The 23,966-nt window shown below is 59.9% G+C and carries 22 protein-coding genes, 1 tRNA gene and 1 pseudogene; 11 read left to right on the plus strand and 13 right to left on the minus strand.

Annotated features, from left to right (window positions below):
* Positions 1–11: 11 nt before the first annotated feature.
* Genes ABLU96_RS15595 through ABLU96_RS15605 form a run of 3 tightly spaced genes read right to left on the minus strand, consistent with a single transcriptional unit; the run spans position 12 to position 5,611 of the window.
* Entirely contained in the window at positions 12–1,376 is a 1,365-nt protein-coding gene (locus ABLU96_RS15595; protein WP_049083307.1) for an efflux transporter outer membrane subunit, read from the minus strand.
* A gap of 3 nt (positions 1,377–1,379) precedes the next feature.
* On the minus strand, positions 1,380–4,487 hold the full coding sequence (gene eefB, locus ABLU96_RS15600; protein ID WP_064406016.1) for a multidrug efflux RND transporter permease subunit EefB: 3,108 nt from the start codon (positions 4,485–4,487) through the stop codon (positions 1,380–1,382).
* A complete protein-coding gene (locus ABLU96_RS15605; protein WP_014227293.1) occupies positions 4,487–5,611 on the minus strand; it encodes an efflux RND transporter periplasmic adaptor subunit in 1,125 nt (374 codons plus the stop codon). The genes eefB and ABLU96_RS15605 overlap by 1 nt, the downstream gene beginning before the upstream one ends.
* A 452-nt stretch (positions 5,612–6,063) precedes the next feature.
* Between ABLU96_RS15605 and ABLU96_RS15610 the strand changes: the two genes are divergently transcribed.
* The gene (locus tag ABLU96_RS15610; protein WP_025107590.1) at positions 6,064–6,480 is read left to right on the plus strand and encodes a GNAT family N-acetyltransferase; all 417 of its coding nucleotides are present in this window, start codon (positions 6,064–6,066) and stop codon (positions 6,478–6,480) included.
* A 179-nt stretch (positions 6,481–6,659) separates the two neighbouring features.
* Here ABLU96_RS15610 and ABLU96_RS15615 read toward each other — a convergent pair whose 3' ends face one another.
* Positions 6,660–7,307, minus strand: coding sequence for a TetR/AcrR family transcriptional regulator (locus ABLU96_RS15615; RefSeq protein ID WP_025107591.1), 648 nt, complete (start codon positions 7,305–7,307; stop codon positions 6,660–6,662).
* An 80-nt stretch (positions 7,308–7,387) separates the two neighbouring features.
* Here ABLU96_RS15615 and ABLU96_RS15620 point away from each other — a divergent pair, with 80 nt between their 5' ends.
* The gene (locus ABLU96_RS15620; protein ID WP_348862604.1) at positions 7,388–8,884 is read left to right on the plus strand and encodes an MDR family MFS transporter; all 1,497 of its coding nucleotides are present in this window, start codon (positions 7,388–7,390) and stop codon (positions 8,882–8,884) included.
* Here the strand turns inward: ABLU96_RS15620 and ABLU96_RS15625 are convergent.
* Entirely contained in the window at positions 8,881–9,795 is a 915-nt protein-coding gene (locus tag ABLU96_RS15625; RefSeq protein WP_042927881.1) for a LysR family transcriptional regulator, read from the minus strand. The two genes, ABLU96_RS15620 and ABLU96_RS15625, sit on opposite strands and share 4 nt — an antisense overlap.
* A 102-nt stretch (positions 9,796–9,897) precedes the next feature.
* Here ABLU96_RS15625 and ABLU96_RS15630 point away from each other — a divergent pair, with 102 nt between their 5' ends.
* From ABLU96_RS15630 to ABLU96_RS15645, 4 genes are all read left to right on the plus strand, one after another.
* Positions 9,898–10,518, plus strand: a complete 621-nt coding sequence (locus ABLU96_RS15630) for a pyridoxamine 5'-phosphate oxidase family protein (RefSeq protein WP_025107593.1) — start codon at positions 9,898–9,900, stop codon at positions 10,516–10,518.
* A gap of 130 nt (positions 10,519–10,648) precedes the next feature.
* On the plus strand, positions 10,649–11,119 hold the full coding sequence (locus ABLU96_RS15635; protein ID WP_014227287.1) for a nuclear transport factor 2 family protein: 471 nt from the start codon (positions 10,649–10,651) through the stop codon (positions 11,117–11,119).
* Between the two features lie 260 nt (positions 11,120–11,379).
* Positions 11,380–12,189: a lipoprotein NlpA gene (gene nlpA / locus ABLU96_RS15640; protein ID WP_064406013.1), complete on the plus strand. Its 810-nt coding sequence runs from the start codon at positions 11,380–11,382 to the stop codon at positions 12,187–12,189.
* A gap of 24 nt (positions 12,190–12,213) precedes the next feature.
* Entirely contained in the window at positions 12,214–13,074 is an 861-nt protein-coding gene (locus ABLU96_RS15645; RefSeq protein WP_014839817.1) for a DMT family transporter, read from the plus strand.
* Here the strand turns inward: ABLU96_RS15645 and ABLU96_RS15650 are convergent.
* Complete coding sequence (locus tag ABLU96_RS15650) at positions 13,066–13,620, minus strand: NUDIX hydrolase (RefSeq protein WP_064406011.1); 555 nt, start codon at positions 13,618–13,620, stop codon at positions 13,066–13,068. The two genes, ABLU96_RS15645 and ABLU96_RS15650, sit on opposite strands and share 9 nt — an antisense overlap.
* A gap of 169 nt (positions 13,621–13,789) precedes the next feature.
* On the opposite strand from ABLU96_RS15650, the gene ABLU96_RS15655 reads away from it, so the two are divergent.
* Entirely contained in the window at positions 13,790–14,569 is a 780-nt protein-coding gene (locus tag ABLU96_RS15655; protein WP_064406009.1) for an MBL fold metallo-hydrolase, read from the plus strand.
* A 14-nt stretch (positions 14,570–14,583) separates the two neighbouring features.
* Positions 14,584–15,537, plus strand: coding sequence for a helix-turn-helix domain-containing protein (locus tag ABLU96_RS15660; RefSeq protein ID WP_009652904.1), 954 nt, complete (start codon positions 14,584–14,586; stop codon positions 15,535–15,537).
* Here ABLU96_RS15660 and ABLU96_RS15665 read toward each other — a convergent pair.
* The 4 genes from ABLU96_RS15665 to ABLU96_RS15680 form a co-directional block, all read right to left on the minus strand.
* Complete coding sequence (locus tag ABLU96_RS15665; protein WP_014227281.1) at positions 15,534–16,583, minus strand: NAD(P)-dependent alcohol dehydrogenase; 1,050 nt, start codon at positions 16,581–16,583, stop codon at positions 15,534–15,536. The genes ABLU96_RS15660 and ABLU96_RS15665 overlap by 4 nt on opposite strands.
* Positions 16,584–16,742: 159 nt before the next feature.
* The gene (locus ABLU96_RS15670; RefSeq protein ID WP_064406006.1) at positions 16,743–17,045 is read right to left on the minus strand and encodes a putative quinol monooxygenase; all 303 of its coding nucleotides are present in this window, start codon (positions 17,043–17,045) and stop codon (positions 16,743–16,745) included.
* A 1-nt stretch (position 17,046) separates the two neighbouring features.
* Positions 17,047–18,054, minus strand: coding sequence for a zinc-binding alcohol dehydrogenase family protein (locus tag ABLU96_RS15675; RefSeq protein WP_064406002.1), 1,008 nt, complete (start codon positions 18,052–18,054; stop codon positions 17,047–17,049).
* Between the two features lie 112 nt (positions 18,055–18,166).
* Entirely contained in the window at positions 18,167–18,634 is a 468-nt protein-coding gene (locus tag ABLU96_RS15680; RefSeq protein WP_014227279.1) for a DUF3237 domain-containing protein, read from the minus strand.
* 187 nt (positions 18,635–18,821) lie between these two features.
* Between ABLU96_RS15680 and ABLU96_RS15685 the strand changes: the two genes are divergently transcribed.
* On the plus strand, positions 18,822–19,049 hold the full coding sequence (locus ABLU96_RS15685; protein ID WP_224243643.1) for a shikimate kinase: 228 nt from the start codon (positions 18,822–18,824) through the stop codon (positions 19,047–19,049).
* On the opposite strand, the pseudogene ABLU96_RS15690 reads toward ABLU96_RS15685, so the two are convergent.
* From ABLU96_RS15690 to ABLU96_RS15700, 3 genes and pseudogenes are all read right to left on the minus strand, one after another.
* Positions 19,043–19,354 (minus strand): annotated as a pseudogene (locus ABLU96_RS15690) (virulence protein); the annotation flags it as partial. The gene ABLU96_RS15685 and the pseudogene ABLU96_RS15690 sit on opposite strands and share 7 nt — an antisense overlap.
* Positions 19,355–19,478: 124 nt before the next feature.
* Positions 19,479–19,784 (minus strand): SymE family type I addiction module toxin, encoded by a 306-nt coding sequence (locus ABLU96_RS15695; RefSeq protein ID WP_224243645.1) that lies wholly within the window; start codon positions 19,782–19,784, stop codon positions 19,479–19,481.
* Positions 19,771–19,865, minus strand: a tRNA-Sec gene (locus ABLU96_RS15700). The genes ABLU96_RS15695 and ABLU96_RS15700 overlap by 14 nt, the downstream gene beginning before the upstream one ends.
* Positions 19,866–20,156: 291 nt before the next feature.
* On the opposite strand from ABLU96_RS15700, the gene ABLU96_RS15705 reads away from it, so the two are divergent.
* Positions 20,157–21,551: a glycoside-pentoside-hexuronide family transporter gene (locus tag ABLU96_RS15705; protein WP_025107606.1), complete on the plus strand. Its 1,395-nt coding sequence runs from the start codon at positions 20,157–20,159 to the stop codon at positions 21,549–21,551.
* A 13-nt stretch (positions 21,552–21,564) separates the two neighbouring features.
* Positions 21,565–23,883: an alpha-xylosidase gene (gene yicI, locus ABLU96_RS15710; RefSeq protein WP_064357622.1), complete on the plus strand. Its 2,319-nt coding sequence runs from the start codon at positions 21,565–21,567 to the stop codon at positions 23,881–23,883.
* The last annotated feature ends 83 nt before the right edge of the window (positions 23,884–23,966 follow it).

Raw genomic sequence — 23,966 nt, forward strand, 5'->3', positions numbered from 1 at the left:
CGGCAAAAGCGTTAGCTGGCGCCGCCTCCCAGCGACTGCCAGAGGGTAATGCGGTTTTCCAGATCCGTTTGCTGGAGGGAGATAAGCGTGGCCTGCGCCGACCACAGCGTTCGCTGGGCGGTCAGCACCGACAGATAATCTCCGACCCCGGCCTGATAGCTCTTCATCGCGATATTCAACGATTTCTGCTCCGCCGCGACGTATTTATTCTGCGCGTCCAGCTGTTCGCTGAGCGTTTCCCGGCGCGCCAGCGCGTCGGCGACATCCTTAAAGGCGCTCTGAATCGTCTTCTCATAGGTGGCGATCAGCCCCTTTTTCTCCGCTTCAGCATAGCGCAGCTGCGCCAGGTTGCTGCCGCCGGTAAACAGCGGCAGGCTGATGGACGGCGCGAATGACCACACCTGCATGCCGTGGCTGAACAGCGACGAGAGCGAGTCGCTGCCGACCCCGGCGCTGGCGGTCAGCGAGATGGACGGGAAGAAATTGGCCCGCGCCGCGCCGATATCGGCGTTAGCGCTCTTCAGATTATGCTCCGCTTCCTGGATATCCGGGCGGCGCAGTAGTACCGATGAAGAGACGCCCGCCGGCACCAGGGTGATACTCCGATCGCCAAGGCTTTCCAGCGTGCCGGGCAGCAGGCTATCCGGCACGGTTTCTCCGGCCAGCAGGTTGAGCGCGTTTTTATCCTGCGCCACCAGCGTGCGGTAGCTGGCGACGCTGGCGCGCGCCTGCTGATAAACGCTTTCGGCATCGCTCAGGTCGCCTGCCGAGGCGGTGCCGACTTCCATCTGGCGGGTGACGATGCGGCGCGAGTTCTCCGCGCTGGCCATGGTGTCCTGCGCCAGCGCCAGATTGCTGTTGTCCGCGGCGAGCGTTATCCACGCGGTGGTCAGATCGGCGATCATCGTCAGACGCGTATTCTGGGCGGTGAATTCGCTGGCAAGCCAGGTTTCCCGCGCCGCGCGCGTCAGGCTTTGGTTCTTGCCAAACAGATCCAGCTCGAAGCTGGAAACCGCGCCGTCAGCTTCCGCTGACGAGGTGAGGCCGCTGGCCACCGTTCTACTGCGGGTATGGCTCAGCTCGGCGTCGAGGGTCGGAAACAGCGAGGCGCGGGTTTCGCCAAACTGGGCGCGCGCGGCTTCGATATCGGCCAGCGCTTTCTGCACGTCGCGGTTGCTGGTCAAGGCGATGTTCACCACTTTTTTGAGGCGGGCGTCATTCACTACCTGCTGCCAGTCGCTGACTACCGCGGTTGCCTCGCCGTGGCTACCCGGCAGGGTCGCCGGGACAGGCGCGGCCGGACGTTCATAGTGCGGGTCGAGAGAGACGCAGCCCGCCGTCAGGAGCGCAACAAAAACTAAGGTAAAACGAAACATAACTTACTCCTGAGAAGAACGATGGCGGGTGAAGAAACGTTTCACCAGCACAAAGAACAGCGGCACGAAGAACACCGCCAGCAGCGTCGCGGTCAGGGTGCCGCCGATAATTCCGGTACCGATCGCCACGCGGCTGTTGGCCCCGGCTCCGGTGGCGATCGCCAGCGGCAGCACCCCGGCTATAAACGCCAGCGAGGTCATCACAATAGGGCGTAGACGGGTCTGCGCGGCGCGCATGGCGGCACGCGACAGGGAGTAGCCCTCTTCCACCGCCGATTCAGCGAATTCGACGATCAGAATGGCGTTCTTCGACGACAGGCCGATGGTGGTTAATAGCGCCACCTGGAAGTAAACGTCATTGCTCAGACCGCGCATCCACGCCGCCAGCGCCGCGCCGAGCAGCCCAAGCGGGATCACCATGATCACCGAGAACGGTACCGACCAGCTCTCATACAGCGCCGCGAGGCACAGGAAGACCACCAGAATCGAGATAGCGTAGAGGCTCATCGCCTGGCCGCTGGCGAGTTTTTCCTGCAGCGACATGCCGCTCCACGCCCAGGTGGTACCGGCGGGCAGGTTATTGGCTAAGGCCTCCATCTTGTCCATTGCCGCGCCGGAGCTGAAGCCGCTGGCGTTCTCACCCTGGATTTCAAAGGCGGCGGAACCGTTGTAGCGCACCAGGCTTTCCGGACCGTATTGCCAGCGGGTGGTGGCGAAGGCGGAGAACGGCGTCATGCTGTCGTCGCTGCCGCGCACAAACCATTTACCGAGGTCGGACGGCACGGCGCGGGCGTCGCTTTCGCCCTGGATATAGACCTTCTTCACGCGACCGCGATCGATAAAGTCGTTAACGTAGGTCCCCCCCCAGGCGCTGGAAAGGGTATCGGTGACATCGCTTAACGACAGCCCGAGCGACACGGCTTTGTTATTATCGATATCCACCTGCAGCTGCGGCATTTGCGGCAGATCGTTGGCGCGTACCGACTGCAGCTCGGTACTTTGATTCGCCGCGGCCAGCAGTTGGCTGCGCATTTTCATCAGGCTATCGCGATCGGTACCGCCGCTGGCCATCAGTTCGAAGGTGAAGCCGTTGCTCTGCCCCAGGCCATCTACCGACGGCGGGGTCATGGCGAACAGGGTGGCGTCGCGAATGCTGCCGAGCTCTTTGGTGGCGCGCAGGGCGATGGCCTGAGCGGTATTTTCTTCGCCTTTACGTTCGGACCAGTTTTTCAGCGACACGAAGGCCATCCCGGCGTTTTGTCCGCTGCCGCTAAAGCTAAAGCCGTCGACGGTAAAGATCACGTCGGTATTGGCTTTCTCTTTCGTCAGGAACCAGTCGGTGACCTGGCGGCGAACCTCGGCAGTACGTACCGCCGTCGCCCCGGCGGGCAGCGTGTACTGGACCATGATTTCGCCCTGATCCTCCGTCGGCAGGAAGCTGCCCGGCAGTTTCCACATCGCCAGCGCCATGCCGCCGCAAATCAGGACAAAAGCGCCCATCATCATCGCCGAGCGGCGCAGGCCGCCAACAACACGATGCTGATAGCCCTGCTCGGTGCGTCCCCACAGGCGGTTAAAGGCGCCAAAGAAGCCTTTGGTATGCGGTTTAGAATGGCTCAGCAGCGCGCCGCACAGCGCCGGGGTTAGGGTTAAGGCGACCACCACGGAGAGCATCATCGCCGAGATAATGGTCACCGAGAACTGGCGATAAATCACCCCGGTTGAGCCGCCGAAGAAGGCCATCGGCAGGAACACTGCCGAGAGCACCAGGGCAATGGCGATCAGCGCGCCGGAGATTTCGCCCATCGATTTTTCGGTGGCTTCGCGGGCGGGCAGCCCCTCGTCGCGCATGATACGCTCGACGTTTTCCACCACCACGATGGCGTCATCCACCAGCAGGCCTATCGCCAGCACCATCGCAAACAGCGTCAGGGTGTTGATGGAGTAGCCGAACAGCGCCAGCACGCCGAAGGTGCCCAGCAGCACGACCGGAACCGCCACCGCCGGGATCAGCGTGGCGCGGAAGTTTTGCAGGAACAGATACATCACGCAGACTACGAGGATAATCGCCTCGAACAGCGTCTGAATCACATCCTCCACCGAGATTTTGATGAACTCGGTGCTGTCTTTCGGGTAGGCGATATCGTAACCCTGCGGCATCTGACGCTGGAACTCGGCAATCTTGTTTTTCACCAGCGTCGCGGTATTCAGGGCGTTAGCGCCCGGCGCCATCATCACCGCTATCCCGGCAGCCGGATGGCCGTTGAGATTGGCGGAGGCGGTGTAATCTTCGCTGCCCATCTCAACGCGGGCGACGTCGCTCAGGTGCACCATCGAACCGTCGCTCTTGCTCTTGACGATAATCTCTTTGAACTGGGCGACGGTTTGCAGCCGCGACTGGGCACGCACGGTGGCGGTCAGCTGCTGCGCGTTGGAGGCGGGTAGCGCGCCGATTTTACCGGCGGACACCTGCACGTTCTGCGCCTCAATGGCCGATTGCACATCGGATGGCATCAGCGAATAGGAGGCCAGTTTGGTCGGATCCATCCAGATGCGCATGGCGTATTCCGCGCCGAACACCTGCAGGCTGCCGACGCCTTCAATACGCGCCATCGGATCCTGCATGTTGCTGACCAGCCAGTCGGAGATGTCGGAGCTGGTGGCTTTGTTGTTTTTGTCATACACCGCGAGGATCAGCAGGAAGCTGCTCTGCGATTTCTCCACCGTTACGCCGGACTGCTGAACTTCGCTCGGCAGACGGGATTCCGCCTGCTGCACTTTGTTCTGCACCTGAACCTGGGCGGTATCCGGATCGGTACCCTGCTCAAAGGTGACGGTAATGCTGACCGAGCCGTCGGAGCTGCTGGTGGATGTAAAGTAGAGCAGGTTGTCCAGTCCGGTGAGCTGCTGCTCAATAACCTGGGTGACGCTGTTTTCCAGGGTTTCCGCAGAGGCCCCGGTGTAGGTGGCGGAGATTTTTATCGCCGGCGGGGCGACGTCAGGATACTGGGCGACCGGCAGGGTGCGGATAGCCAGAATCCCGGCGAGCATAATCAGAATGGCGATAACCCAGGCGAAGACCGGGCGTCGCACGAAGAAACGGGAGAACATCAGGCGTTGCCTCCGTCATTTTTGACTTCGGCGGCTTTGACCTGCTGGCCCGGCGCCACTTTGCCGGTTCCTTCGACAATCAACCTGTCGCCGCTCTTCAGGCCGTTGACGATAAGCCATTTGTCGCCGTAGGTTTCGCCGGTTTCCACGCTGCGCTGTTCAACCTTGTTATTAGCGTCAACCACCAGCGCGGTGGCATCGCCTTTGGCATCGCGGGTGATGCCCTGCTGCGGGGCGAGGATCGCATCGTTCATAATGCCTTCGTCTATGCGGGCGCGAACGAACATCCCCGGCAGCAGCACGTGCTGCGGATTGGGAAAGACCGCGCGCAGCGTGACCGAGCCGGTCGATTCATCCACCGCCACTTCGGTCAGTGCCAGGCGACCTTTTTCGCTGTAGGTGCTGCCATCTTCAAGAGTCAGGGTGACGTTAAGGGTATCGCTGTTGCTTGCCAGGCTTTGCTTACGCAGGCGCAGCAGATCGACGCTGGATCGGGTGAGATCGACGTACATCGTATCCAGGCCGCGGATCGTCGCCAGCGCGGTATCCTGATCGGCGGACACCAGCGCGCCCGGCGTGACGGAAGAGATCCCGATGCGCCCGGCAATCGGTGCGGTCACGGTGGTCCAGTTCAGGTTGATGCGCGCGCTTTCCAGCGCCGCTTTTTTCGACTCGACGCTGGCCTTATCCTGGTTACATGTCGCTATCGCGTCATCGGCGTCCTGACGGGAGACGCCGTTATCTTTGACCAGCACCGCGTAGCGCTGGGCTTTTTGGCAATCGGCGATGACCAGCGCCTGGGCCTGTTTTAGCGATGCGGCGGCTTCGTTAAACGTCGCGCGATAGCTTGACGGGTCGATTTGGTACAGCGCCTGTCCGGCTTTGACCATATCGCCCTCGGTAAACAGGCGTTTTTGCACGATCCCGCCGACCTGCGGGCGCACTTCGGCGCTAAGCGAGGCGGTGGTGCGTCCGGTCAGGCTGCTCACCACCGGGACAGGCTGGCCGTGCAGGGTAACGACACCCACTTCCTGCGTCATCTGCTGCGGGGAAGCGTTTTGCGCATTATCGCACCCGCTAAGGAGAAATAATGCTGCTGCGATGGGGGCTAAAGTATATTTCATTATATTTTCTCAGGATGAACGACGTCCGCCCCGCAAATTCACTGGCGGGGTGATGGGCCGGGCGATGATGCATCTCCGGGCAAGCACAAATAACCCAATGGGAAATAAATATTCCTGTTTGCAGTAAATAACTCGGTGAATACCGCTATTGATTAAGCGGTTTTTCCGAGATTTTCCCGTGCGGCGAATACGGCATCAGACGGCGGTTACAGGCTCTGAACCGAGCGATAACGCCTGCTACAGGGCATTACTTGTGGGGTTCTCCATGGTTTTTGGTTTTGAGAATGATCGTTCTCATTTTTCCCCATTATACGTCTGTACCGAATGATGGGAAGGTTTTTTACACAAAATTTAGTGCAGGGAATTTAGTCAGGAAATAATGGAGAAAAAAAGATATTTTGTGAAGGTAGGGTGGTGAATGGTCTGTGAAAAATAAAAGATGGAGATAATCAATGACATTAATAATAACAGAGAACATTAATCCCGCCGATCAAGAAGAGCTGCTGGCGGGACTGCGGGAATACAATCTGCGCTTTCTGGACCCGGCTCAGTTCGGCGAGCTGGGCGTTTATTCACGCGATGACGCTGGCGCGATGCGCGGCGGGTTGATCGGCAAACGCAAGGGCAGCTGGCTGTGTATTGACTATCTGTGGGTCAGCGAAGCCTCGCGCGGCAGCGGCCTTGGCAGCGAGCTGATGCATGAAGCGGAAAACCAGGCGCGGGCGCGCGGCTGCAGCCACGTGCTGGTGGATACGTTCAGCTTTCAGGCGCTGCCGTTTTATCAGAAGCTGGGCTATCAGCTGCAGATGTCGCTGCCGGATTTTCCGCACGTGGGCATGCAGCGCCACTATTTGTCGAAAGTATTGTAAGCCGGGCCTCAGGAGACCCTCCCGGAGGCGGCGCTGTGCGCCTGTCCGGGCTACCCGAACGCAGGCGGCTGTGAAGCGGATTGAATCCCCCGGATGGCGGCTGTCGCCTTATCCGGGCTACCCGATCGCAGGCGGTTGTGAACCTGTAGCCCGGCTAAGCGCAGCGCGAGCCGGGGGAATTAGCCGCCGATCCCCCGGCCTATCAAGGCCAGGGCGTGGCTGACAATCATCTTCCGGTCTACCGATTGCAACCGCGGATCGGTGTGGGTGCGGGAAAACGGCACCAGCACCAGGCTTATCAGGGTGGTAAACAGCAGCTCCGGGGAGAGCGCCGGATTAAGCTTGCCCTCCCTCTGCCAGCGGCGCACCGTCTCCAGCATCTTGTGGTACTTCTCATCGCCAAAACGCGCGTGCATATGCTGGCGCAGCACAGGCATCTCGCCGATGATCTCCTGCATCCACAGCGGCGCGAACCACGCGTTTTTCTCCGCCATGGCCGCCAGGGTTTCAATAAGCAGCGTAAAAGCGGTGACCGGATCGTCGCCGTGCGCGACAAAAATTTGTCCGATCTCGCTGCGTAGCGGCATAAAGCGCTCTTCGACCAGCTTTTCCACCAGCGCTTCGCGCGAGCTGAAATAGTAGTGCAGCATCGCGGGCGTTACCCCCGCCTCTTTGGCGATGGCGTTCAGCGAAATGCGGGCGATCCCGTGGCGCGCAAACAGCGCCAGGGCAATATCCATCAGCTGTTCGCGGTTGGCGGAGCCGGATTTCTGCCCGCGCGGGCGACCGGGACGACGCGGGGCTTCGTTGTCTTTTTGTGCTGACATCCTGTGGCGATCCCTTGACCAGATTCATCATTTCCCTAAATATTAATTATGCATTTAATTAATTTCAAGCGAGTGATGCTATGACATCTGAAATCGCCAGCCAACCGGCGGTGCCCTCGATCCGCCTGCTCTTCAGCGCCCTGCTGCTGGTGATGCTGCTCTCGGCGCTGGATCAGACTATCGTTTCCACCGCGCTGCCGACCATCGTCGGCGAGCTCGGCGGGCTGGATAAGCTCTCCTGGGTGGTCACCGCCTACATCCTGAGTTCGACCATCGCGGTGCCGCTGTACGGTAAATTCGGCGATCTGTTCGGGCGCAAAATCGTTCTGCAGGTGGCGATTGTGCTGTTTCTTGCCGGTTCCGCCCTCTGCGGGCTGGCGCAAAATATGACCCAGCTGGTGCTGATGCGCGGCCTGCAGGGGCTGGGCGGCGGCGGCCTGATGGTGATCAGCATGGCGGCGGTGGCTGACGTCATCCCGCCGGCGAATCGCGGCCGCTATCAGGGTCTGTTCGGCGACGTCTTTGGTCTGGCGACGGTAATCGGGCCGTTAATCGGCGGCTTCCTGGTGCAGCACGCCTCCTGGCGCTGGATTTTTTACATCAACCTGCCGCTGGGGCTGTTTGCGCTGCTGGTGATCGGTGCGGTTTTTCACAGCAGCAACAAGCGCAGCCAGCACCAGATCGACTGGCTGGGGGCGATTTACCTCAGCATGGCGCTGCTGTGCATCATCCTGTTTACCTCCGAGGGCGGCAGCGTCCGCGCGTGGAGCGACCCGCAGCTGTGGTGCATCCTGGCGTTTGGCCTGGTCGGGATCGTTGGCTTTATTCATGAAGAGCGGCTGGCCAGCGAGCCGATTATTCCGCTCTCCTTATTCCGCAACCGCAGCTTTTTGCTATGCAGCCTGATTGGCTTTGTTATCGGCATGGCGCTGTTCGGCTCGGTGACCTTCCTGCCCCTCTATTTGCAGGTGGTCAAAGAGGCGACGCCGACCGAGGCGGGCCTGCAGCTGATCCCGCTGATGGGCGGCCTGCTGCTGACCTCGATCGTCAGCGGGCGCATTATCAGCCGCACCGGCAAGTATCGCGTATTTCCGATTATCGGCACCCTGCTGGGGGTCGTCGGCATGGTGCTGCTGACGCGCATCACCATCCACTCCGCGATGTGGCAGCTGTACCTGTTTACCGGCGTGCTGGGGGCGGGCCTGGGGCTGGTGATGCAGGTGCTGGTGCTGGCGGTACAGAACGCGATGCCCGCGCAGATGTACGGCGTGGCGACCTCCGGGGTCACGCTGTTTCGATCGATTGGCGGCTCCATCGGCGTGGCGCTGTTTGGGGCGGTGTTTACTCACGTGCTGCAAAGCAATCTCCAGCGCCTGCTGCCGGAAGGGGCGCAGCTGCCGAGGGCGCTGAACCCGGCGGCGGTGCAGAATCTCCCGGCGGAGATCCGCCTCGATTATCTGGACGCCTTCGGGTCCGCTATCCATGCGGCGTTTCTGATGGCGGCCTGCATTATGGCGGTGGCGTTTGCCCTCTCCTGGCTACTGAAAGAAGCGCCGCTGAAAACCGGCACACGCTAGACGGCGGCGGCAATACGCAACAGCGCCCGACGCAGAGCCGGCGCGGCGAAATCGATAAATTTACGCAGCTTAAGCGGAGCCAGATCCCGCGAGGTGTACAGCAGGTGCACCGGTGCAGGCTCTGGTTCCATCGCCTGCAGGAGCAGCTTCAGCTCGCCGCGGGCCAGGCCGTCGATCGCCTGGTAATGCAGCAGGCGCGCCACGCCGGCCCCCAGGCGGGCGGCGTCGGCGGCGCTCTCCGGCGTGGTCAGCGACAGCACCGGCTGCAGCGCCACCAGCCGGTCCTCCGCCTCTTCGGCGTTAAAGCGCCAGCCGCGATAAGGCATCGGCGATTCAATACGAATGATCGGTAGCGCGGCCAGCTCGCGCGGGCGTTCGGGTATGCCGTGTTTTTCCAGCAAAGCCGGGTGCGCGCAGGTCACAATGCGCATCTCGCCCAGCCGGGTGGCCACCATCCCGCTGTCCGGCAGCGTGCCGATACGCACCGCTAAATCAATATGATCGCCCACCAGATCGGCGTTGCGGTCGCTAAGCAGTAAACGGACGCGAATCTGCGGGTAGCGGGCGAGAAAATCCGTCACCACCGGCAAAACATGCTGACGACCGAACATGGTTGGGGCTGAGAGAACCAGTTCGCCTTTTGGCTCCTGATATTCGCCCGCCGCCCGGCGCTCGGCGTTCTCCACCTCTTCGAGAATGCGCCGCGCGGCGGCGACATAATCGACGCCGGCATCGGTCAGCGTCAGCTTGCGGGTGGTGCGGATCATCAGGCGCACGCCGAGGGTATTTTCCAGTTCGCCAATCTGGCGGCTAACGGTGGTCAGGGGCATATTCAGCGCCCGCGCCGCCGCCGACATGCTGCCGAGTTCGGCCACTTTCACCAGCAGCGCCATCGCGCTGAGTCGGTCCATAATTATCCCGTTTTACGGAAAGATGATTGTCATATTGCCACTATTATCTTTTCTGTCAGCACAGTCCATGATGAGTTACGCCGCAACGCATCGGGAGGACCTATGCCAGCAGAATTTCTTGATATCGCCATGACGCCGGACGTGATGGATGTCCAGCATGAAATGGGCAGCGATGAGCTGTGGCAGTCGCCGCATCGCCAGCGCCGGGGTGAGCGCTTCGGCGCCAGCGAGGAGGCGATGATTGCCACCCGCGACAGCTTCTATCTGGCTACCCTTTCGCAAACCGGCTGGCCCTATATTCAGCATCGCGGCGGCCCGGTGGGCTTTTTGCATCTGCTGGATGAAACCACCCTGGCGATGGCGGATTTTTCCGGTAATCGCCAGTACATCACCACCGGCAACCTGCGCGGCAGCGATCGGGCCTGTCTGTTTTTGATGGATTACCCGCGCCGTGCCAGGCTGAAAATCTACGCCACCGTAGAGGTTGTGGCGGTGGATGCCGACCCGCAGCTGCTGGCGCAGGTCGCGCCGGAGAACTATCGGGCCCGGATTGAGCGCATCTACCGTTTCCACTTACAGGCTTTTGACTGGAACTGCCCGCAGCATATTACCCCCCGCTACACCGCCCGGCAGGTGGCGGAGTATAGCCAGACGCTGCAACAGCGTATTGACGAACTGGAGCGGGAAAATCAGCGCCTGCAGCAGCTTATATACCCAAAATAATTCGAGTTGCTTAAAGGCGGCAAGGGAGTGAGTCCCCAGGAGCATAGATAACTATGTGACTGGGGTGAACGAGTGTAGCCAACACATAAGCAACTTGAAGTATGAAGGGTATTCATACAGGAGATTCATGATGACCGAACAACGTCCGCCTCTGCCGCCGTTCACCCGCGAGAGCGCCGCACAAAAAGTCCGTGCCGCTGAAGATGGCTGGAACAGCCGCGATGCCGCTAAGGTCGCGCTGGCCTATACCGTCGAGAGCGAATGGCGTAACCGCAGCGAATTTGTTCACGGCAGAACGCAGATTATCGACTTCCTGCAGCGGAAATGGCGTAAAGAGCAGGAGTACCGGCTGATTAAGGAACTGTGGGCGTGGAGCGATAACCGTATTGCGGTACGCTTTGCCTATGAGTGGCACGACGACAGCGGCAACTGGTTTCGCTCCTACGGCAACGAGAACTGGGAATTCGACGAGCACGGACTGATGCAGACGCGCTACGCCTGCATCAACGATCTGCCCATCACCGAGAGCGAGCGTCTGTTTCACTGGCCCCAGGGCCGTCGCCCGGACGATCACCCGGGATTGAGCGAACTGGGGCTGTAAGGCGCGTCCCCGTTCTGCGGAACGAGCCTCATTGTTGAGGAGATCTCCGGAGGCGGCGCTGCGCACCTGTCTGGGCTACTCGATCGCAGCCGACGGTGAGCCCGTAGCCCGGGCAGGCGCATCGCGCCGCCCCCGGGAGAAAGGGGGAAGATGATTTTATTTCCGGTTGCGGTTTTTGCGTTTAAAACCCCAGCACAAAGTCGTTATAGTTTCAGACGAAAAAATAATAACGATTTCTATGGACTGACGGGGTGATAACAATGAAATTGCGTTTACGGACAGCCGCCGCCGTGGTGCTGGCGGGCCTGCTGCTGGCGGGCTGCGACCAGAAGGGCAGCGATGCGAAACACATTAAAGTCGGCGTGATTAACGGCGCGGAACAGGATGTGGCGGAAGTGGCGAAGAAAGTGGCTAAAGAGAAATATGGCCTCGACGTGGAGCTGGTGGGCTTTAGCGGCTCGCTGCTGCCGAATGAGTCCACCAACGCCGGGGATCTGGACGCCAACGTCTTTCAGCATCGCCCGTTCCTCGAACAGGATAATAAAGCCCACAACTATCGCCTGGTGGCGGTGGGCAACACCTTCGTCTTCCCGATGGCGGGCTACTCGCGCAAAATAAAATCCGTCGCCGAGCTGAAAGACGGCGCGACCATCGCCATTCCGAACGACCCGACCAACCTGGGCCGCGCGCTGCTTCTGCTCCAGCAGGAAAAGCTGATTACCCTCAAAGCGGGCACCGGCCTGCTGCCGACGACGGTTGATATCATCGATAACCCGCATCACCTGAAAATTATGGAGCTGGAAGGAGCGCAGCTGCCGCGCGTCATCGACGACCCGAAGGTCGACGTGGCGATCATCAGCACTACCTACCTGCAGCAGACCGGCCTCTCCCCGGTGCGCGACGGCATCTTTATTGAAGATAAAAACTCGCCCTATGTGAACATCATCGTGACCCGCGAAGACAACAAAGACGCGGAAAACGTCAAAGCGTTTATCCACTCCTACCAGTCGCCGGAGGTGGCGAAGGCGGCGGAGACGATCTTTAACGGCGGCGCGGTGCCCGGCTGGTAATCACTCACACAAGGAGACGTGGCGATGACCCGGCAACGCCAGGCTGATTTGCTGCTCATAGCCGCGACGGTTATCGCCGCCTGCGGATGGATTTTTTCCCGTGAAGCGATTGCCGGCATGCCGGTTTTCGCTTTCCTCGGCCTGCGTTTTTTCTTCGCCGCGCTGCTGCTGCTGCCTTTCTGCCGCGGCCTTCGCGTCGAGAGGCAGCAGTGGCCGCGCATGATTATCAGCGGCCTGTGGTTTGCGCTAAACCTGTGCCTGTGGATCTACTCGGTATCAACGACCCCGTCGCTGGGCGAAGGGGCGTTTATCATGAGCCTGTCGATGCTGTTCGTGCCGCTTACCGCATGGGTGATGATGAAGGCGCGGCCGGCGCGGGCCTACTGGGAGTGCCTGCCGATTGCGGTTGTCGGTCTCGGCTTACTCAGCCTGCATATGCCGATTGCGTTTCACCCCAGCCAGGGCTGGTTCCTGTTGACCGCGCTGGTGCAATCGATCTGGTTTTGCTACACCAGCAAAAGCGCCCGCGAGGTGCCGCTGATACCGCTGACCACCGTGCAGCTCGGCATTACCGGCATTGTCGGACTGGGGATCTCCGCCGCCGTTGAAAGCTGGACTCAGCCGTTTACCCTGCCGACCTTCGGCTGGCTGCTCGCCAGCATCGTTATCGCCACCAGCCTGCGCTTCGGCCTGCAAATGAAGGGGCAGAAGTACGCGGCGGTCGCCAGCGCGGCGATTATTATGGTGCTGGAACCGCTGCTCACGGTGATTGCCGCCGCGCTGTGGTACGGCGAACAGCTACCGCTGCAGAAAATTATCGGCGGCCTGCTGATCCTCGTCGCTCAGCTGTGGTTCCGCTGGCGGATGCTGAAGCCGCTACGCTAAACCGGTGCGCCGCTGCGCCATCAGATGCAGCAGCGGCACCAGCGATAGCCCGTCCGGCATCTCGCCGCGGGCGATCAGCTGGCCTATCTCTTCGAGGGTAAACCAGCCCGTTTCCATCACTTCATCCTGATCTTCATCCATTCCCACCCAGGTCAAATCGTGGGCCAGCCAGGTAATAAATAGCTGGTCGCTGCTGCCGTAGGAGGGGTTATAGCGGATAATTTCGTCGGCGCGCTGCGCCTGCCAGCCGGTCTCTTCCCGCAGCTCGCGCAGGGCCGCCTCGCGCGGGTCTTCGCCTTCATCGACGCCGCCGGAAGGAATCGCCCACACCACCCGATCGATCAGGTAACGGTAGTGGCGAATCAGCAGCACTTTGTCATCCTGCATCGCCACAATCCCCACCGCCGGGCGAGGATAGTGAATGGAGTAAAAATCCCGCCGATCGCCGGGGGCCATATCAATTCCGACCTTGCGCATGCTGAACCATGGGGTGTCTGCCAGAACCTCGACATCGTGCATATCGGCGGAGGTGAGTTTCTTTTTCATCGTAGCCACTGTTCCTCAAAGTTGAGCGTTCAGCACACCATAGCCGGGAGCCGATGGCAACCGTCGCAGATTGGCCCGATTTCATCGTTCATTGCCCAAACGCCCATATTGCGCCAGGCTTGTGGGACGTACGATGTTCAGCAGATGACCGCAAAGAGGAATGAACATCATGAAAATCACCCATGTGCGTAATGCCACCCAGCTTATTGATTATGCGGGTAAAAAGTTTCTGATTGACCCGATGCTTTCTGCCAAAGGCGCCTGGGCGGGCTTTGCCGGTACCGCGCGCAGCGAGTTGCGTAACCCGCTGGTGGAACTGCCTTTTTCCATCGAAACGATCGTTGACGTGGATGCGGTTATCGTCACCCACACTCATCAGGATCACTGGGACGAGGCGGCGATCGCCGCGATCCCCAAAACCCTGCCGGTTTATGTCCAGCATGACGCCGACGGACAGCTGCTGCGCGGCCAGGGCTTTCGCGATATTCGTCTGCTCTCTGAGGACAGCGCGTTTGCTGACGTTGCGCTGGTGAAAACCACCTCGGGCCAGCACGGCAGCGACCGCACTTATGCGGTGCCGGCAATGGCCGAGCGCCTGGGCGAAGCCTGCGGCGTGGTGCTGCGCCATCCGCAGGAGAAAACCCTGTGGCTGGTGGGGGACACTATCTGGCGCGATGCAGTGGAAGCCGACATGCTCAGGCTGCGCCCTGACGTGGTGGTGCTGAATGCCGGGTATGCGCACGTCATCGGTTTTGGGCCGATCATCATGGGCAAAGAGGATGTGCTGAAGGCGCACTTCGTCCTGCCGGAAGCCAAAATCGTCGCCAGCCATCTGGAAGCGGTGAACCACTGTCTGCTGAGCCGCGATGAGCTGCGCCAGTACGTGGCTGACAATCAGATTGCCGAAGCGGTCAGCATCCCGCAGGATGGGGAAAGCATGGTCTTTTAGAAGCGGAGCGGGCGATGAAACTCACGGAAGTGGCGATTGTGGCGGTGGACGGGTTTAGCCCGTTTCACTACTCGGTGCCCTGTATGCTGTTTGGCGATACGGTCTCGGAAACCAAACGCTTTAACCTGCATATTTGCGCCGAACGGCCGGGGCTGCTCAGCGCCCGCGACGGCTTCGCGCTGAACGCCAGCGGCGATTTTTCCCTCCTGGCGCAGGCGGATATCGTGGTGGTGCCTTACTGGGGGGCGGTGAATCAGCGCCCACCGCAGCCGCTGCTTGACGGCCTGGTTCGCGCGCGCAATAACGGTGCGCAGATCGTCGGCCTGTGCCTCGGGGCGTTTGTACTCGGCTACGCCGGGCTGCTGGACGACAGGCGCGCGGCGACCCACTGGGAGTTCGAGCAGGATTTTCAGCGCCAGTTTCCGCAGGTGCGGCTGGATATCAACGCGCTGTACGTTGACGATGAGGGGATTATCACCTCGGCGGGCACCGCGGCGGCGCTCGACTGCTGCCTGTATCTCATTCGCCAGCGTTTTGGCAGCCTTGTCGCCAATCAGATCGCCCGGCGGATGATCGTCCCGCCGCACCGTGAGGGCGGCCAGGCGCAGTTTATCGCCCAGCCGGTACCGAAAAACACCCGCGACGCGCGGATAAACGGCCTGCTTGAGTATCTCCAGCAGCACATCCGCGAACCGCATAATCTCGACTCGCTGGCGCAGGTGGCGGCGATGAGCCGCCGGACCCTGACCCGCCATTTCGCCAAAGCGACCGGCATGGGCATCGCCGACTGGCTGGCCGCCGAGCGCCTGCGGCGCAGCCAGATCCTGCTGGAGGCCGGGGATTTACCCGTCGGGCAGGTGGCGGAGGAAGTGGGCTATCGCTCCGCCGTAACCTGGCGCCAGCAGTTTAAAGCGCGCTTTGGCGTCAGCCCGGCGGAGTGGCGGCGCACCTTTCGTCGCGGGGCTTAGCCGCCGAGCGTGGCGCTGTCGATGACGAAGCGGTATTTCACGTCGCCTTTAATCATCCGCTCCCAGGCCTCGTTAATCTGGTCGCCGCGAATCAGCTCTATATCGGCGACGATGCCGTGCTCGGCGCAGAAATCGAGCATCTCCTGGGTTTCCGGAATGCCGCCGATCATCGACCCGGCAATTGACCGGCGGCGGAAGATCAGATTAAACACTTCCGGCGAGGGATGCGGCGTGGCGGGCGCGCCCACCAGCGTCATGGTGCCGTCGCGCTTGAGCAGGGTGGTGAAGGCATCGAGGTTATGCGGCGCCGCCACGGTGTTGAGTATGAAGTCGAAGCTCTTCAAGTGGGCGGCCATTTCGTTTTCGTTGCGCGAGACCACCACTTCGTCCGCGCCCAGCTCCCGCGCCGCGTCACGCTTGGATTCCGAGGTGGTAAAGGCCACCACGTGGGCGCCCATGGCGTGGGCCAACTTGATGCCCATATGCCCCAGCCCGCCAATGCCCACGATGCCGACTTTTTTGCCCGGTCCGACGTTCCAGTGGCGTAGCGGCGAGTAAGTTGTGATGCCCGCGCACAGCAGCGGCGCGACGGCGGCCAGCTGCTCTTTGGGATGGCGGACGCGCAGCACGTAGCGCTGATGCACAACGATCTGCTGGGAGTAACCGCCGAGCGTGTGGCCGGGCGCGTCCTGCGTCGGGCCGTTATAGGTGAGCACCATACGATCGCAATAGTTTTCCAGCCCGTCCCGGCACTCCTCGCACTCTTTACAGCTGTCGACCATACAGCCGACGCCCACCAGATCGCCAACGGCGTGGCCGGAGACCCGGCTGCCTACAGCGGTCACCCGGCCGACGATTTCATGGCCCGGCACGCAGGGATAGAGCGTCCCTGCCCACTCGGAGCGGGCCTGGTGTACATCCGAGTGGCAGACGCCGCAATAATCAATGGCGATCTGCACATCGTCCGGCCCCGGTTCGCGGCGGGTGATGGCCATAGACCCTAACGGCTGGCTGGCCGAGTTCGTTCCAATAGCGTTGATCTGCATAGCAAAACCTCTTCTACATAACGGCGTTGAATAAAACGGAGGGGGGAGAGCGTTTTTTGAGCGGCAGGATCAAGCGTAGCCTGGTTGAGGCGCGATGGGTGGGGGAGAGCTCAAAGGGTTAAAGATGGGCTCACCCCCGCAAACGGAGTACAGAAAATATCAGGGCGCGATGGGCGTCAGATAATCCAGCCGCAGCGGCCCGGCAAGCAGGCTATTCATCTGCGCAATAAAATCCTGGAAGTGCGGCAGGGTGATATGCGCGTCCAGCGCTTCCTGATTGCGCCAGGATTCGCGCATATAGAACGTATCCGGCGCATCGCGCAGCTGAAACAAGGCGTAATCGAGGTTGCCTGGCTCCTGACGCGTCGGCAGCAGCAGCGCCCGCAGGGCCTGGCGCAGCGCGTCGCTGCGGCCCGGTTTTGCCGTCAGCACCGCGAGAAGTGAAATCGCCTCGCCGCTCATCTTAAAAGCCCTCCAGCACGATTTTGCCCACCGAACGCCCGGTTTCCAGCTGCGCGTGCGCTTTTTGCAGGTTGGCGGCGGTGATGGCGCCGTAGTGCTCGCCGAGGGTGGTCTTAATGGTGTTGTCGTCAATCAGCGCCGCCACGCGGGTCAGCAGCTGATGCTGGGCGATCATGTCCGGCGTGTCGAACATCGAGCGGGTAAACATAAATTCCCAGTGCAGGGAGATGCTTTTCGCCTTCAGCGGCACCACGTCGAGAGTTTGCGGATCGTCGATGAGCGCCAGCTTGCCCTGCGGTGCGAGAGCGGCGATCAGCTGCGGATAGTGCTGGTCGGTATTGGTCAGGCTGGCGACGTGGGTCACCGCTTTGACGTCAATCCGCGCCAGCTCTTCGGCGAGCGGTTTGCTGTGATCGATAACATGATGCGCGCCCGCTTCCCGTACCCATTTCTGGCTTTCCGGACGCGAGGCGGTACCAATGACCGTCATACCGGTCAGCTTGCTGGCGAGCTGGGTCAGTATCGAACCGACGCCGCCCGCCGCGCCGACGATCAGCAGCGTGTCGCCCGCGTTGCCGCCTTCCTCTACGCCAAGACGGTGGAACAGCAGCTCCCAGGCGGTAATGGCGGTGAGCGGCAGCGCGGCGGCGGCGGCATTATCCAGAGAACGCGGTTTGCGGGCGACGATGCGCTCATCCACTAACTGAAACTCGCTGTTGCTGCCCGGACGGCCCAGAGCGCCGGCGTACCACACTTCATCTCCCGCGGCGAACAGCGTCACCGCGCTGCCGACGGCTTTCACCACGCCCACCGCGTCCCAGCCCAGCACGCGCGGGGTATCGGCGTTAAACCCGGCGCGGACTTTGGTATCCACCGGGTTGACGGAAATGGCCTTCACTTCAACCAGCAGGTCATGCCCCTCGGCAACCGGCTGCGGCAGCTCGATGTCGGTTAAAAAAGGAATATTGCTGCCTTCTGCCGCCGCGCGGGTAATGGCGATCGCTTTCATACACTCTCCGGTTTTGAATAAGGTTCATCGTTTGAATGTATTGAGGATAGACCGCGGCACGCGGGGGAAAAATGGCCCGACGGCGATAACAGTTATATTGAAAAAGTGAAAATCAGCGGACGCGATAAAAATCGAGCATCACGCCGTCCTGCGTGCGGCCGCCGGAACAGATAAACAGCGAGGTGGTGAGCCAGCGCAGCGCAGGCGCATCCACTTCAAAAGTCGGTACGGTACGAAAATAGATAGCTTCCGGCGGAATATCGCTAAAAAATCGCATATCGTCGCCGAAAAGACGCTCTTTGTACTCTTCGGGTAGGCGGCGAATGCCGTTGTTTTCGATGTATACCGTGCCTTCTTCCACATGTAATGCATAGCGGGCGGAGAGGCGGCAGGTGCCGTCAGGTTCGACGATCTGGCTGTCGACGCCGCCGGGTAAGACGTGGCCGTTAAGCTCACCGCGTACGGTTCCGCTGAGGATTGGGATCAGCTGACGTTTCCCGCTCTGCGGGCTGCGGGAGACGATGACCGGTTTGTCTACCTGAATGGTGATAGAGAAGCTGTGTTCGAGTTCGGGTGTCATCATTGGTCTCCTTTCTAAGCCACGTTATCCCGTTAGTGTAAGGATTTAAAGGTGAAGGGAATAACGCAAACATTGGATGGAAATGATTGGCTGGGGAGATGGAAGTGAACAAAAAACGGCCACGATCGCGGCATTATTTGGCGTATTCTGCTGACATAATGCTTTCACACGGACGCGAGGAATAAAGATGAATACGCTATTTCTGATTGGCCCCGGCGGGGTGGGAAAAAGCACGGTTGGAGCGCTGCTGGCGCAGGCGATGAGCTACCGGTTTATCGATCTCGATAGCGAATTTTGCGAGCAGGTTTTAAATATTCGCCAATATATTCAGCGCAATGGATATGAGCGCTATGTGCGTGAGAACGCCGCGCTATGCTCTCGCCTGCTGACGGAGAATCCGCATGAAAAGCGATAGCCAACGGCAAGGATGACTTGCAGGCTGTAGTGAAGCCGGTTGCGGCTTACCTGGCGACGACCTTCCTGTTGAACTTGTAAGTAAGACTTACAGGTTGCGTTTTGATCAAGTTCTTCTTCTTCATAGATCGCTTTAATGTGCTGTGTAACTGCCTGGGGAGTGATCTGATAAAGATTTGCGATGGATGCCTGAGGGAGACAAAGCGTATCGCTTTCAAAGCGGCATTCTACGCGTACTTTCCCATCACCGCTGGCAAACATAACGAATTCACCTATTGGGGGCGAAGTTAAATGTTCATTTGCCATATAGCCTCCGGGTTAACCTGCTTTGGTTCGCATAGTATGTCAGAAGAGCATAAATTTCATTAGACGGACGATTAACCCGGCGTCATTTGGGAGCGGCTATCCAGAAGGCGAACATGTCCGGGCGTCAGACGAGATGAAGCGTGTTGTTGACGCTTTTAAAGGATTGCTGAATTTGCAGTAGCTCCGCTTTAAGCATTTCTTCCTTATCGCTCTGCGGCAGCAGCACAATACAGCCATCCATTACCTTAACCGTGAAGCGCTTTCCGGTATCGAACCCCGCTGCGCGTAACCACTTGCCGGAAAGGGTGAGACTTACGAGCTGGTTTAAAGAGCTGGCGAGAAGCGCTAAAAGCGAAAGGTATTGAACCGAAAGGCTGATTTTCTGGATAAGTTCACATGGATAAAAATGATTGAACTGGCGGAAGATCACAGGAGTTGAACCTGCCCGGGACCGCTGGCGGCCCCAACTGGATTTGAAGTCCAGCCACCTCACCGGAGATGACGATCTTCCGCGCCTCGATTGCTACATGGAGGCGGGGCGCATTATAGCTACTTTCCTGCATTAACCACATACCCAAACGCACTTTTTTACTGTTAAAACTGGACTTTACAGAACCTTCTTAAACAATTCCTTGCAAAATCCGTGGCTTACACTTTTATACACTCTTTCAGGCTACCGGGATCACATAAAACAAGAAACGTAATTTGATTATGAGATATCGCAATTCATCTTACTGCGCGGATGGGTTACAAAGCATGTAACCGGTACCAACCCGCGGCAGCGCTGAGAGAAGAGTGTGCGATGAAAGATCATATTTTGTCCGTCAAAGAGAAGATTGGCTACGGCATGGGCGATGCCGCAAGCCATATCATTTTTGATAACGTCATGTTGTATATGATGTTTTTCTATACCGATATCTTTGGTATTCCTGCAGGCTATGTCGGTACCATGTTCCTGCTGGCCCGCGCGCTGGATGCGATATCCGACCCCTGCATGGGGCTGCTGGCCGACCGTACCCGCAGCCGCTGGGGAAAATTCCGCCCGTGGATCCTGTTCGGCGCGATTCCGTTCGGCCTCGTCTGCGTGCTGGCCTACAGCTCGCCGGACCTGAGTCATAACGGCAAGCTGATTTACGCCGCGGTCACCTACACGCTGCTGACCCTGCTCTACACCGTGGTCAACATCCCGTACTGCGCGCTGGGCGGGGTCATCACCGACAACCCAACGCAGCGTATCTCCCTGCAGTCCTGGCGCTTTGTGCTGGCGACGGCGGGCGGCATGCTCTCCACCGTCCTGATGATGCCGCTGGTGAACTTTATCGGCGGCGAAGACAAAGCCTTTGGCTTTCAGGGCGGCATCGCGGTGCTGTCGGCGATCGCTTTCCTGATGCTGGCGTTTTGCTTCTTCACCACCAAAGAGCGCGTCGAAGCGCCGCCGAGCTCTACCTCAATGCGGGAAGACCTGCGCGATATCTGGCGCAACGATCAGTGGCGTGTCGTTGGTCTGCTGACCATCCTCAACATCCTCGCGGTCTGCGTTCGCGGCGGCGCGATGATGTATTACACCACCTGGATCATGGGGTCCGCGGGTCTGTTCACCGCCTTCCTCACCACCTACTGCGTCGGCAACCTGATTGGCTCGGCGCTGGCGAAGCCGCTCACCGACTGGAAATGCAAAGTCAGCGTCTTCTGGTGGACTAACGCCCTGCTGGCGGCGCTGAGCGTGGTGATGTTCTTCGTGCCGATGGACGCCGAAATCACCATGTTCGCCTTTATCTTCGTGATTGGCGTGCTGCACCAGCTGGTGACGCCGATTCAGTGGGTGATGATGTCCGACACCGTCGACTACGGCGAATGGTGTAACGGCAAACGCCTGACCGGTATCAGCTTTGCGGGCACCCTGTTCGTGCTCAAGCTGGGCCTGGCGCTGGGCGGCGCGCTGATTGGCTGGATGCTGGCGGGCGGCGGTTACGATGCCGCGGCCAAAACCCAGAACAGCGCCACTATCACCATCATCATCTCATTGTTCACCCTCGCTCCGGCGGTCTGTTATCTGCTGAGCGCGGTTATCGCGAAACGCTACTACACCCTGAAAACCCCGTTCCTGAAAAAGATGATGGCGGAGCTGGCTCAGGGCGCGCGCCGCAACGAACACGACTTCACTTCAGCGCCGACAGGCAAAGAATTGCAAAACTAAGAGGAAGCTATTCATGAAAATCAGTGATGGAAACTGGCTTATTCAACCAGGGCTCAATCTGATCCAACCCGTACAGGTGTACGAGGTTGAGCAACAGGGCAACGACATGGTGGTCTACGTCGCGTCGCGCGAAGTGCGCGAGCGTGCCGCCCAGCTGGACGTTCCGCTCTTTACCGTGCGCTTCTTCTCTCCGCAGGAAGGGGTGATCGGCGTACGCATGGAGCACTTCCAGGGCGCGCTGAACAACGGCCCACACTATCCGCTGAACGTGCTGAAAGACGTCAAGGTGGAGATTAACAACGGCGCTGAGTATGCCGAGCTGAAGAGCGGCAATTTGACCGCGCGCGTCACGAAAGGCGACTTCTGGTCGCTGGATTTCCTGCGCGACGGCGTGCGGATTACCGGTAGCCAGCTGAAAAACGATGGCTACGTGCAGGATACGAAAACGCATCGTAACTATATGTTTGAGCGCCTGGATCTCGGCGTCGGCGACACCGTTTACGGCCTCGGCGAGCGCTTTACCGCGCTGGTGCGCAACGGCCAGACGGTCGACACCTGGAACGAAGACGGCGGCACCAGCACCGAACAGTCGTACAAAAATATCCCGTTCTATCTGACCAACCGCGGCTACGGCGTGCTGGTGAATCATCCTGAGCGCGTCTCTTTCGAAATCGGCTCCGAGAAAGTCTCTAAGGTGCAGTTCAGCGTCGAAGGTGAATACCTGGAGTACTTCGTTATCGACGGCCCGACCCCGAAAGAGGTGCTGAACCGCTATACCCGGTTTACCGGGCGTCCGGCGCTGCCGCCGGCCTGGTCTTTCGGCCTGTGGCTGACCACCTCGTTCACTACCAACTACGATGAAGCGACGGTTAACAGCTTTATCGACGGCATGGCGGAGCGCAACCTGCCGCTGCACGTGTTCCACTTTGACTGCTTCTGGATGAAGGCTTTCCAGTGGTGCGATTTTGAATGGGATCCGGTGACCTTCCCTGACCCGGAAGGCATGATTAAGCGCCTGAAAGAGAAAGGGCTGAAGGTCTGCGTGTGGATTAACCCCTATATCGGCCAGCGTTCGCCGGTGTTTAAAGAGCTGCAGGAGAAAGGCTATCTGCTGAAACGCCCGGACGGTTCGCTGTGGCAGTGGGATAAATGGCAGCCGGGCCTGGCGATTTATGACTTCACTAATCCGCAAGCCTGCCAGTGGTATGCCGACAAGCTGAAAGGCCTGGTAGCGATGGGCGTTGACTGCTTCAAGACCGACTTCGGCGAGCGTATCCCGACCGACGTGCAGTGGTTTGATGGTTCCGATCCGCAAAAAATGCACAACCACTACGCCTTCATCTATAACGAGCTGGTGTGGAACGTACTGAAAGAGACCGTCGGCGAGAAAGAAGCGGTGCTGTTCGCGCGCTCCGCCTCGGTGGGCGCACAGCAGTTCCCGGTGCACTGGGGCGGCGACTGCTACGCCAACTATGAATCGATGGCGGAAAGCCTGCGCGGCGGCCTGTCGATCGGCATGTCCGGCTTTGGGTTCTGGAGCCACGATATCGGCGGCTTCGAAAACACCGCGCCCGCCCACGTCTACAAGCGCTGGTGCGCCTTCGGCCTGCTGTCGAGCCACAGCCGTCTGCACGGCAGCAAATCCTATCGCGTGCCGTGGGCCTACGATGACGAGTCCTGCGATGTGGTGCGCCACTTCACGCAGCTGAAATGCCGCATGATGCCGTATCTGTACCGTCAGGCGGCGCTGGCCAATGAGTTCGGTACGCCGATGCTGCGTTCGATGATGCTGGAGTTCCCGCACGACCCGGCCTGCGACTATCTGGATCGGCAGTACATGCTGGGGGATTCCGTGCTGGTGGCGCCGGTGTTTAGCGAAGCGGGAGACGTCCAGTTCTGGCTGCCGGAAGGCCGCTGGACCCATCTGTGGCATAACGATGAAGCGCAGGGTAGCCGCTGGCATAAGCAGAATCACGATGTGCTGAGCCTGCCGGTGTACGTGCGTGACAACACTCTGCTGGCGCTGGGAAACAATGATCAGAAGCCAGACTACGCGTGGAACGAAGGTACCGCCTTCCAGCTGTTTAGCCTCGACGATGGTCGCGAAGCCGTCTGTCAGGTGCCGGCCGCGGACGGGTCGGTGGTCTTTACCCTGATGGCGAAACGCCAGGGCAACGTCATCACCGTCAGCGGTGACGGCGAGGCCCGCGGCTGGACGCTGTGCCTGCGCAACATCCAGCAGGTGGCGGGCGTGCAGGGCGGGACTCAGGCGGGTAGCGAGCTGGGCGTGGTGGTGACCGCGCAGGGCAATGCGTTGACGATTACGCTGTAAGCGCTTTGGAGCCGGACAGGCGCATCAGGCGCCGCCTCCGGGGAAGGTGCCAAACCTGATGCATCAGCGCAGCTGCTTCCCGG

This window comes from Klebsiella sp. CN_Kp106, from assembly GCF_040064575.1.
Classification (GTDB): Bacteria; Pseudomonadota; Gammaproteobacteria; order Enterobacterales; family Enterobacteriaceae; genus Klebsiella; species Klebsiella michiganensis.